11 protein-coding genes and 1 pseudogene are annotated in these 9820 nt (G+C 39.9%); 3 read left to right on the top strand and 9 right to left on the bottom strand.

Annotated elements, in window-relative coordinates; translation table 11 throughout:
• A partial coding sequence (locus AC4GME_RS13840; RefSeq protein WP_490379603.1) for a hypothetical protein occupies window positions 1-862 on the bottom strand: 862 nt, incomplete at its 3' end.
• On the bottom strand, window positions 850-1569 hold the full coding sequence (dnaQ, locus tag AC4GME_RS13835; protein WP_490379602.1) for a DNA polymerase III subunit epsilon: 720 nt from the start codon (window positions 1567-1569) through the stop codon (window positions 850-852). The genes AC4GME_RS13840 and dnaQ, both read right to left, overlap by 13 nt.
• 153 nt (window positions 1570-1722) lie before the next feature.
• Here dnaQ and rnhA point away from each other — a divergent pair, with 153 nt between their 5' ends.
• The gene (gene rnhA / locus AC4GME_RS13830; RefSeq protein ID WP_490379601.1) at window positions 1723-2184 is read left to right on the top strand and encodes a ribonuclease HI; all 462 of its coding nucleotides are present in this window, start codon (window positions 1723-1725) and stop codon (window positions 2182-2184) included.
• Here rnhA and AC4GME_RS13825 read toward each other — a convergent pair.
• Window positions 2181-2897: a class I SAM-dependent methyltransferase gene (locus tag AC4GME_RS13825; RefSeq protein ID WP_490379600.1), complete on the bottom strand. Its 717-nt coding sequence runs from the start codon at window positions 2895-2897 to the stop codon at window positions 2181-2183. The genes rnhA and AC4GME_RS13825 overlap by 4 nt on opposite strands.
• A 298-nt stretch (window positions 2898-3195) precedes the next feature.
• Here AC4GME_RS13825 and gloB point away from each other — a divergent pair, with 298 nt between their 5' ends.
• Both gloB and AC4GME_RS13815 read left to right on the top strand, forming a co-directional pair.
• Window positions 3196-3966 carry a hydroxyacylglutathione hydrolase gene (gene gloB / locus AC4GME_RS13820; protein ID WP_490377879.1) on the top strand — a complete coding sequence of 257 codons (771 nt, stop codon included), beginning with the start codon at window positions 3196-3198 and terminating at the stop codon, window positions 3964-3966.
• A 60-nt stretch (window positions 3967-4026) separates the two neighbouring features.
• On the top strand, window positions 4027-5637 hold the full coding sequence (locus tag AC4GME_RS13815; protein ID WP_490379599.1) for a lytic transglycosylase: 1611 nt from the start codon (window positions 4027-4029) through the stop codon (window positions 5635-5637).
• Between the two features lie 207 nt (window positions 5638-5844).
• Here the strand turns inward: AC4GME_RS13815 and hemB are convergent, their stop codons facing one another.
• From hemB to ubiB, 6 genes and pseudogenes are all read right to left on the bottom strand, one after another.
• Window positions 5845-6852 (bottom strand): porphobilinogen synthase, encoded by a 1008-nt coding sequence (hemB, locus tag AC4GME_RS13810; RefSeq protein WP_490377877.1) that lies wholly within the window; start codon window positions 6850-6852, stop codon window positions 5845-5847.
• A gap of 97 nt (window positions 6853-6949) precedes the next feature.
• Window positions 6950-7735: a TatD family hydrolase gene (locus AC4GME_RS13805; protein ID WP_490379598.1), complete on the bottom strand. Its 786-nt coding sequence runs from the start codon at window positions 7733-7735 to the stop codon at window positions 6950-6952.
• Between the two features lie 12 nt (window positions 7736-7747).
• Complete coding sequence (tatC, locus tag AC4GME_RS13800) at window positions 7748-8515, bottom strand: twin-arginine translocase subunit TatC (RefSeq protein ID WP_490378714.1); 768 nt, start codon at window positions 8513-8515, stop codon at window positions 7748-7750.
• The gene (gene tatB / locus AC4GME_RS13795; RefSeq protein WP_490379597.1) at window positions 8512-8925 is read right to left on the bottom strand and encodes a Sec-independent protein translocase protein TatB; all 414 of its coding nucleotides are present in this window, start codon (window positions 8923-8925) and stop codon (window positions 8512-8514) included. Before tatB ends, tatC begins: the two co-directional genes overlap by 4 nt.
• A 20-nt stretch (window positions 8926-8945) precedes the next feature.
• Entirely contained in the window at window positions 8946-9179 is a 234-nt protein-coding gene (gene tatA / locus AC4GME_RS13790) for a Sec-independent protein translocase subunit TatA (RefSeq protein ID WP_490378716.1), read from the bottom strand.
• A gap of 68 nt (window positions 9180-9247) precedes the next feature.
• Window positions 9248-9820: pseudogene (gene ubiB / locus AC4GME_RS13785) on the bottom strand (ubiquinone biosynthesis regulatory protein kinase UbiB); the annotation flags it as partial.

Raw genomic sequence — 9820 nt, 5'->3', positions numbered from 1 at the left:
CTGTTGAGGTATTTCCTTTGCTATGAGTAATTAACTGTTCGATAACTTTATTATTGCCATCTTTAATTATCCCATCAATGGTGACAGATTGTGGATCAATCTCTTCACTGTCGACTTTAAATTCAAATAAAGCTTCTTTCCCCCCCTCTTTAAGTGCCGTGACCTCATAAGTGATAGGGGGAAGGAAAACGACAGCATCTTTATTTACATTACGTATAAAAACATCATTTTTAGTGCGGATATTAAGTAGGTAACGTCCCGGGAGCAGATCAATATAAACACGGGAAGTTAATTGCCCATCAAATGGCAGGGCATCATAACCTTTACCGTCGTCATGATATAACGTTAGTTGTTTGCTAGAACCTCCGATTAATACAACTGATAATTTTGCATCCTCAAGGTAAGCTTGATTGGTCATTAATTTATTATCGTAATAAAGCGAAGCATGTGTGGTGATATATTCTCGAGAGTATAATTTTAACGGTAATCTATTTGTTTTTAATTCGACGTTGCTAATTAACTTAATGCGGTTATCTCCATCTAATTCAGCGACAGCTTGCCAAGGGCCCGCCATCGGATTATCAATGGTAATAATATCTTCTGTTTTACTGCTTACCCAGCCAACCGATTCGGGGTGCCTTTGATAATAAAGTTTGCTGCCATCAGGGCGAATAAGAACCACCCCTTGCGAGCCACTGGAGTGATTAAGGATAAAAGTGACTTGCTCGGTATGGGGATCAATTCTAAAACGATTGTCTAATAACGGTATATCATTGGGCGCATAAATTGTGTGTGCCAGTGACACAGTTGTGCTGATACAAAGTAATAAACTGAAAATGAATTTTTTTATTATTGTCGCCACAGGCAACTCCCCGATTTCTCTATAATATCCAGACGTTTCTGGTGCGCGCTGTTTTCATCATCAGTTGCACGAATAACAGTTAATGGTGACTGAGATTGTCGAAGCTGGCGCTCTGTACTGTTTTCATTGTTTTCAGAGCTAGAAAGATTGAGCTTTGCTTGTCCACCAGTCATTAACAGGTAAACATCAGCTAATATCTCGGCATCTAATAATGCACCATGTAATACGCGGTGTTTATTATCAATGCCGTATCGATCACATAGCACATCCAGATTATTCCGTTTACCGGGGAACATCTTTTTCGCCATCACTAAAGTATCGGTCACGGTGGACATTTCTTCAGTTGTTTGTGTTTTTTTATTTAAAAAACGGAACTCCTGATCCATAAAACCGACATCAAAGGGGGCGTTATGAATAACTAGATCGGCACCTTTAATGAATTCGATAAACTCATCGGCAATTTCACTAAACAGGGGTTTATCCTGTAAAAATTGATCGGTAATACCATGAACAGTGACCGCTTCCGGATCAACTTCACGATCTGGTTTTATATAAACGTGGTAGTGGCGGCCGGTTAAGCGGCGATTAATTACTTCTACACAACCGATTTCGATAATACGATGACCAAGATAAACCACACCATCTTTATTCATACCCGTGGTTTCAGTATCTAAAACAACTTGTCGTATCGTTTTACTTGTGTCCATCTTGATCTCTATTTATAGTTCGCAAAGAATCCAGTCTAGCAAACCTGAGTCAATGAGCCTATACCCAAACTACTTCAAGATGCTGATTGGGTATATAACTGAAATCGCACAGCGTCTCTGAGTGCGCACTTAATTAATCAATTTGGTCTAAGAATGAAAAAAATACAACTTTATACAGATGGTTCATGTTTAGGTAATCCAGGCCCTGGTGGTTATGGTACAGTCTTAATTTATAATAAGCATCGTAGAGAATTGGCAGAAGGTTATCTGCGAACAACGAATAATCGTATGGAGATGTTAGCTTGCATAAAAGGGTTGGAAACATTAACCGAAGCGTGTGAAATCGATCTGACCACTGATAGTCAATATGTTCGCCAAGGGATCACACAGTGGATCCATAATTGGAAAAAACGCGGCTGGAAAACTGCAGCCAAAGCACCTGTTAAAAATGTTGATTTATGGAAAGCATTAGATGAAGCCCAAGAAAAGCATAAAATCACTTGGCATTGGGTGAAAGGGCACTCAGGGCATCCTGAGAATGAACGTTGTGACGACTTAGCACGGCAAGCCGCGGAAGCTAAACCAACACAAGAAGATTTAGGTTACGACGGTTAGTGATGCCGAGTGGCAACCGCTTGCTCAGCGATTCTTGGTTTCTTAAATTGAAACGGTGATTTAATCGGGGTCATTGGCAGACTCCGTTTTTTGGCTACGATAAAATAGACACTACAAAAATAGGGGAGATAACGTTGCCCGATGCTTTCTACGCACGATGCAAATGAACCGTTAAATTCACCGGAAAGAAAATCAAAATGCTGCTTCTGCTGAACTTCAAAACCTAATAGATGCAGCCAGTCCAGTACTCGATTGGGTAAAAACAGACGCGCTGTTTGCGAGTGTTTAGGTTTTAAAAAAGTGCGTAAGCCAAATAGACTAATTGGATTGTAACCACTAATAATCAAGGTACCATCAAGTGTTAATACACGATCAATTTCTCGTAATAACTGGTGAGGATCACTTGAAAAATCTAATTCATGGGCAAGAATACATAAGTCGACAGAAGAATCCTGCAATGGCAGCTGATGAAGATCTGCTAGCAAGCCAATATCTTTTCCATATGGCGCACAGTTTATTTGATGGTTAATGTGGGAGCGAGAGGTATTAAGTAAACTACTGAGTAGTCCTAATTTTAAAAGGTGATATCCAAAACAGCGCGAGAGATAACTATCAATTCTTAGCTGAGTTTGTTGCTGCAATGTTTTACCATTACTTAATTGCTGCCAATCTTCAATCGGGGTTAAGATACGCGTTGTTTTTGCTATTTTCATATATATACCCATGTTACCTCAAGATGTTTTGTCAGGTACTAGCTCGAATACCAGAACAAGGAGCAACATGAGGTAATGGTGTTCCCTTTTCGATTGTTGCAACGCGGGACTGGTTTTCGAGCTAGCGCCCCATAGGGCAAAGCAAGCTGCACCAATCTGCGTTGTTATAAAATCTCTATGTAGAATAACTATACTTCAATTTCATGCCTAGCATCTTGGCACATTTTGCCTTGCTGACTTTGCATCTTGAAGTATCATGAGTATAAACAACTCCAAATTAAATAGGTGAGAGCCAATTATGGTTAATATTTTAACTATTAAGTCATTTAACGATAACTATATTTGGCTTATTAAAGATAGTCAAAGTCAGCATTGCATTGTTGTCGATCCCGGTGATGCAGGCCCGGTTCTAGAAATAGTAGCTGCGCAGCAGTTAGTAGTGGATGCCATTCTTTTAACCCATCGTCATTATGATCATATTGATGGTGTTGAGGCTTTACTGTCCGAGTCTGATGAAACCATTGCTGTATATAGTAAAGATAAACTGTTTTCGAAAAGTTTATTAGTTAAAGAGGGGCAAGTATTAAGTTTTTTTGGCGGACGTTTTTCATTAAATGTAATGGAAGTGCCCGGGCATACTTTAGACCATGTTGCTTATTACAATAAGGAACTGCTTTTTTGTGGAGATACACTTTTCTCTGCCGGGTGTGGACGTGTATTTGAAGGAACTTTTGCACAGATGTTTGCTGCGCTATCTCGTTTAGCTGGATTACCTGATACAACGCAAGTTTATTGTGCGCATGAATATACGCAGAATAACCTTATTTTTGCTTTTCATCTTGAGCCTAAAAATGAACAGTTACTGAAATATATTCAGCTGGTCAGCAAAAAACGTCAGCAAGGTTTGGCAACTATTCCGACAACGATCGGGCTGGAAAAAGCGCTTAACCCTTTTTTACGTTGCCAGCAAAGTTCGCTTGTTAACAGTCTGCAAAAACAGTTAGCAATTGAATTAAGCGATCCATTATCCTGTTTTACAGCACTGCGTAAGTATAAAGATCACTTCTAATGAATTTTGCTGTGATTTAGGCTAGAATATGCCACTTATTATTGGTAAGTGGTCCCTTTTATGAAATTATTCTTTTCGTTTTTTTTGTTATTATTTTTAAGTGCTTGTCAAACAACAACAAATACAGATGTTGCGCACGAAAGTAATTCATCAGTTGTTAATGCTTTTGCAGATGAAGAGCTGGCAGATGAGCAACTGCCGGAGATCGATACTGAAGAGGGACTCACTCGTCTGGTCGAAGAGGCCTCGACAATTGCTGATGAACCAGCTCTTCCGGTCGGTTACGACAATCTCTGGTTAAAGTTAGCCGAAGGTTTTGAGTTTGACGTGCCAGACAATTCACGTATCGCTAAGCAACGTGATTATTATCTAAGACATCCAAATTATTTAAAACAGGTCTCAAAACGCGCAGAGCCGTTTTTATATCTGATTGTTGAGCAGATTGAAGCTAAAAACTTACCCCTCGAATTAGTTTTATTACCCGTTGTCGAAAGTACTTTTGACCCGTTTGCGTATTCGCAAAGTAGTGCTTCGGGTTTATGGCAATTCATGCCGGTTACTGGAGACAGGTTTGGTTTAAAACAAGACTGGTGGTATGACGGCCGTCGCGATGTTTATGCTTCAACAGAGGCGGCATTACGTTATATGGAAATATTACATAAATATTTAGGTGAAGACTGGCTGCATGCCTTTGCTGCATATAACTCAGGTGAAGGGCGAGTGCGCAATGCGGTACGTAAAAATAAAAAGAATAATAAAGCAACCGATTATTGGAACTTGTCTCTGCCTAGAGAGACCGAAAATTATGTCCCTAAATTATTAGCGCTGGTTGATATTTTACGCAATCACGAAAAATATGGTATTGAGCTTCCTGTTATCCCGAATAAGCAGGTGCTTACTTATGTTGATACCGGTTCACAGCTTGATCTTGCTTATGCGGCGAAGTTAGCTGAGTTATCTGTCGCTGAAATTCAGTTATTAAACCCTGCTTTTAACCATTGGGCAACTTCGCCGGATGGCCCTCATCAGTTGCTTGTGCCAACGCGTATTGCTACGGAATTTAGTGAAAAACTAACTAATAGCGATAAAAATAAGCGTATCCAGTGGGCACGTTACAAAGTACGATCTGGTGATAGTTTGAGTGTTATAGCCCAGAAAAATGACACCACCACCAGTGTGTTAAAACAGATTAATGATATTAATGGTTCATTTATTAAAGTTGGGCAACCGTTATTAATTCCGATAGCCAGTAAGTCTCAACAAGACTACCTGTACAGCCAGGCGCAACGTTTTGAACGTTTACAAGCTAAAAATGGTAAAGGTAAAAGAAAAATTCAACATACGATAGTTGAAGGCGATACGCTTTGGGATATCAGCCGCCGCTATAATGTGACAGCCAAAGAGATTGCGAAATGGAATGGCATAAGCAGCAAACAGACTTTACGCTTAGGTCAGCAGTTGGCAATTTGGAAAACAACAAAAGGCACGCCTAAAACTACACGTCGTGTAACTTACAAAGTTCGTTCGGGTGACTCACTAGGTGGGATCGCATTAAAATTTAATGTTAAAACAACGGATTTAGTACGTTGGAATCAACTTCATAACCAAAAATATATTCAACCGGGACAAAAATTAAAAGTGTATGTTAATGTGCGCAAGTCACGTGCTTAACCTGAAATAATGAAGGTAAGCTATTATGTTAAAAATTATTTGCGCGCTTATTGCCTGAATAGAGTTTACTGTTACAAACAGTGATCTTGCTGGGGGTTTCGACTAGTTATTGAATATTTCCATCCGTCATCTGCATAACGTTTCCTGTTTAAAGCAATGCTGTAAGTCCCCGCTCAAATAGAGCTGGGACTGCTGACTAGCGAATTTTTATTTCTCTTCTTTTAACCAAGTTGCTACCTGTTTGGCAAAATAGGTCAAAATGCCGTTTGCACCGGCGCGTTTAAAACAGAGTAATGACTCTAAAACACACTCCTTTTCTTTTAACCAGCCGTTTTCAATGGCGGCTTTATGCATCGCATATTCGCCACTCACTTGATAAGCAAAGGTCGGCACCTGCAGTTCAGTTTTAACGCGGCGAACAATATCCAGATAGGGCATACCCGGTTTTACCATCACCATATCCGCACCTTCCTGAATATCTAATGCTACTTCGTGAATCGCTTCATCACTGTTAGCGGGATCCATCTGATAGGTAGATTTATTACCGCCTTTTAAGTTACCGGCACTGCCGACGGCATCACGAAAAGGACCGTAATAGTTTGATGCATATTTAGCGCTATATGCCATTATCTGCGTATTGATATAACCTGCATTTTCTAACGCTTTTCGAATTACGGCAATTCGTCCATCCATCATATCGGACGGGGCAACAATATCCGCGCCTGCTTGTGCATGTGAAAGCGCCTGTTTTACTAAGATTTCAGTGGTGATATCGTTTAAGACATAACCCTCGTGATCAATAATACCGTCTTGCCCGTGTGTGGTGAAAGGATCCAGAGCAACATCGGTGATCACGCCAAGTTCCGGGCAGGCCTCTTTAATACGAATCACAGCACGTTGTGCAAGCCCTTCGCTATTGTAAGCTTCTTCTGCCATCTCTGTTTTTAACGCTTCAGGTGTCACTGGAAATAGCGCGATAGCCGGAATGCCCAGTGCAACTAACTCTTTGGCCTCTTCAACCAATAAATCTAATGACAAACGTTCAATGCCAGGCATTGAGGTGATGCTTTCACGACGATTTTTGCCTTCAACAATAAACATCGGGTAAATAAGATCATCTACTGAAAGTTGGTTTTCAGCCACTAAACGACGGGAAAAATCATGTTTACGCAAGCGGCGTAAACGTCGTGCAGGGAAACTTTGAGAAAGTGTCATTTATATTCCTATTAAATGGGAAATTAAAAGTAACTATTTAGATCGTTACTATTTTGTCCGATCTCAGCGTTAAAAAAAATGTTTTAACGCTAAATAGTTACAGCTCTATATTAAAAAATGCCTGGCTGGTTTTCCGGGTATTGTTAATGAAAACATCTAAAGATTGCTCCCGAGCCAAGGCGATAGTTTGTGCTATATAAGGTAAATATTTAGGCTCATTACGGCTAGATTTAGGCTTTGGCCGCATTGAGCGCGGTAATAGGTAAGGCGAGTCGGTTTCAATCATTAAACGATTATCGGGGATCAATTTAACTAGTTCTAGCAGCTGCGTGCCTCGGCGTTCATCGCAGATCCAGCCGGTAATACCGATATGCAAATCTAACTCTAAACAGCGTTGTAAATCGCGTTTATCGCCAGTAAAACAGTGCAATACCGCATTAGGAAGTTGCGAACGATAAGGCTTTAACAGTTCGATAAAGCGTCGATTGGCATCACGCTCATGCATAAAAACAGGAAGTTGTAATTCAACAGCCAGTTCGAGTTGTTGTACAAAGGCGAGCTCTTGTTCAGCCGGGGTCGAATAATTACGGTTAAAATCTAATCCGCATTCTCCAATCGCTTTCACTTGTGGGTTTAAGGCTAACTGCTTGAGCTTTGATAAACTGCTGCTATCAAAGGTTTTAGCATCATGAGGGTGAATGCCAGCGGTAGAAAAAAGAAAACCGGGCTCAGTTTCAGCCAGCTCAATGGCTGATTCACTGCTCACTAAATCTGTACCTGTGATAATTAAGCCGGTAAGGCCAACCTGCCTGGCGTTATTTATCACAGTGCCGATATCTTTGTGAAAACGTTTGTTGGTCAGGTTAACACCAATATCGATCATATTTAACTTACTCTATTCCTGAATATCTTGATCACTTTCTTGCGGCACGTAAAAACGCGAAAACAGTAAGCCGAGTTCAAATAAAATAAGCATAGGTATCGCCAGTAATGTTTGAGAAATGATATCGGGAGGTGTTAACAACATGCCAAATACAAACGCGCCGACCACAATATAAGGGCGTTTTTCTTTTAGGCTTTGAGGCGTGGTTGCACCTGTCCAGCATAATACTAATGTTGCGATCGGGATTTCAAACGCCAAACCAAAGGCAAAAAACAGTTTTAATACAAAGTCTAAATAACTGCTGATATCCGTGGCTATAGTGACACCTTCTGGTGCCGTGCTGGTAAAAAATGAAAAGGCCAATGGGAAAACAACATAGTAAGAAAACGCCATGCCTAAATAAAATAGCAGGGCGCTGCTTATGACTAAAGGTGCAATTAATTTACGCTCGTGTTTGTATAAACCGGGAGCAATAAATGCCCAAACTTGATACAAAATAGCCGGTATAGCAATAAAAATGGACAGTACAATGGTTAATTTTATCGGCGTAAAAAAGGGTGTAGCTACCCCCGTTGCGATCATGCTTGAACCTTCAGGAAGCTGACTGGTCAGCGGGATCGCCAGGTAATGGTAAATATCATTAGCAAAATAAACCAAGCTCAGGAATAACACTATCACGATTGCAACAATACGTAACAAGCGATCGCGAAGTTCTAATAAATGAGAGAATAACGGCAAGCTATGTTGCGTATCTGCTTTGCTGCTTTCGTTTGAACTCATTCACTTTTATCCTGTTGTTGGGAGGCGCTTGTTTTATCGAGAATACTGTTTTCTTCGATAGGATCGGTCTCGCTCTGTTGTGCTGGTTTGAGTGACTGGGCTAGATCTTCATCGTTTACTTGATAAGGGCGTGTCACCTCTTGTGCAGCTTCCTTCATTTCGTCAATAGATTGTTGTAATTGTGGATCGAGATCGCTTAAACCTTGTTTACTGGCTTTGATCATATTCTCGTTCATTTCATGCAACTTTAACTCTTGTGAAATTTCAGTTTTCACTACGTTGGCCATACCTTTGGCCGTATTTATCCCGCGCATAACACTGCGAATTGCAGTGGGTAAACGCTCTGGACCTAATACAACTAGACCTATTATGGAGATAAGAATAATCTCCCAAAAACCGATATCAAACATCTAATTCAAAACCTTTTTTGTTAAGCTTGGTCTTTTTCTTTTACTTTTTCGTTGCTATTTTCATCAGCTTTGAAATTTTCATTCGATTTGTTTTCAACTTCTGGCGTTGATTTATCTTCCTCTTTCATCGCTTTTTTAAAACCTTTTACCGCGCCACCTAAATCACCACCAATACCACGTAATTTTTTTGTTCCAAAAAGTAAAATCACAATTACTGCGATAATTACTAACTGCCAAATGCTGATGCCACCCATAATATATTTTCCTTTATTACTGTAATTTATTTAAACGCTTAAAAACTTGTAAGCAGTTATAGCAAAATTTATTGCTGATTGGAATGACGCCATGTAAGTAACCAGGCAAAAAAACCGGGAACTGCTGATAGCAGCGCAAGTTCTCGATCTGATAATAGATATGCCATTGCTGAGATAAGGGTTAAGGTAACACTTATGCCGATATAAAAATGATTTTTACTGTTTTTTTGCTGCTGTTTATTTATTGATTCAGTTAACTGTGCCAGCTGTTTTTGCTGTAATTTTGCTTGTGATAAATTGTGATAAATCAATTCAGGCAGTTCAGGTAATTTCTCCAGCCAAAACGGGGCTTTTTGTTTGATAGAATTAAGCAGCGTTTTTGGGCTTATCTGCTCTTTCATCCAATTTTCTAAGAAAGGTTTTGCGGTATCCCATAAATCCAATTGTGGATACAACTGTCGCCCTAATCCTTCAATATAAAGCAGGGTTTTTTGTAATAAAACTAATTGCGGTTGCACTTTCATATTATAACGACGCGCGGTATTAAATAGGTTAATTAAAACCTGTGCAAAAGATATTTCAGAAAGCGGTTTTTCAAAAATGGGTTCACAAACAGCACGAATCGCAAATTCAAACTCTTC

This window comes from Psychromonas sp., from assembly GCF_983033635.1.
Note: the sequence above shows the minus strand (reverse complement) of the source record. Positions and strands in the feature narration are given on the sequence as shown.

Coding starts and splice junctions, on each gene's coding strand:
- dnaQ (WP_490379602.1), bottom strand. CDS start 1,569: ATGGACACAAGTAAAACGATACGACAAGTTGTTTTAGATACTGAAACC.
- rnhA (WP_490379601.1), top strand. CDS start 1,723: ATGAAAAAAATACAACTTTATACAGATGGTTCATGTTTAGGTAATCCA.
- AC4GME_RS13825 (WP_490379600.1), bottom strand. CDS start 2,897: ATGAAAATAGCAAAAACAACGCGTATCTTAACCCCGATTGAAGATTGG.
- gloB (WP_490377879.1), top strand. CDS start 3,196: ATGGTTAATATTTTAACTATTAAGTCATTTAACGATAACTATATTTGG.
- AC4GME_RS13815 (WP_490379599.1), top strand. CDS start 4,027: ATGAAATTATTCTTTTCGTTTTTTTTGTTATTATTTTTAAGTGCTTGT.
- hemB (WP_490377877.1), bottom strand. CDS start 6,852: ATGACACTTTCTCAAAGTTTCCCTGCACGACGTTTACGCCGCTTGCGT.
- AC4GME_RS13805 (WP_490379598.1), bottom strand. CDS start 7,735: ATGATCGATATTGGTGTTAACCTGACCAACAAACGTTTTCACAAAGAT.
- tatC (WP_490378714.1), bottom strand. CDS start 8,515: ATGAGTTCAAACGAAAGCAGCAAAGCAGATACGCAACATAGCTTGCCG.
- tatB (WP_490379597.1), bottom strand. CDS start 8,925: ATGTTTGATATCGGTTTTTGGGAGATTATTCTTATCTCCATAATAGGT.
- tatA (WP_490378716.1), bottom strand. CDS start 9,179: ATGGGTGGCATCAGCATTTGGCAGTTAGTAATTATCGCAGTAATTGTG.